Genomic DNA, 542 nt, shown 5'->3' on the forward strand with positions numbered 1-542 from the left:
GGTAGGATCAGCTCATTTGCTCCGCTTTTTCTCGATCGTATCGGCAGCAGGAGCAGTCGCGCTGATGCTCGGCGAGCCCGCTTCCGCGGGGTCTACCATCGCGGTTGCAACGATCGCAGCAGGTCGGCTCTACGTCCTCGGGACGACCGAGCGTCCACACACGCCCGTGATCCTCGACGGTCAGTTCCGCACGGAGTCGGATGATTGGGGCGGCTTCCAGTACGACCTGGTCTACCATCCGGCTCCCTGCATCGTCTCCGCAACGATCCAGGGTAAAGCCTACAAGGCGGTCGTCAGCGACTGCGGTCAGCAAGGCTCTCCTGGACCATCGCGCGGCTCGGGAGAGGCGATGGCCGTGCCGTCGCCGGGTGCCAAGCCAGCAGCCCCCATCACCTCAGGACGAACCAGCGCGACCGCTTCTATCGAGCCACCGAACTCGACCACCATCTCTGGAACTGTGGGATCGACACCTTCCTCGGCCCCTACGCCGATAGTACCGGTCCCAGACACCACGTCTGCTGTGAACGGAAAGGCTCGCCTCC

Annotated in this window: 1 protein-coding gene; it reads left to right on the forward strand. The window is 64.0% G+C overall.

Annotated elements, in window-relative coordinates; translation table 11 throughout:
* Positions 1–16: 16 nt before the first annotated feature.
* The coding region (locus MFF58_RS31970) for a hypothetical protein (RefSeq protein ID WP_238294360.1) at positions 17–542 on the forward strand (526 nt) is incomplete at its 3' end.

Origin of the sequence: Methylobacterium longum (genome assembly GCF_022179385.1) — a bacterium.
Lineage (GTDB): Bacteria > Pseudomonadota > Alphaproteobacteria > Rhizobiales > Beijerinckiaceae > Methylobacterium > Methylobacterium longum.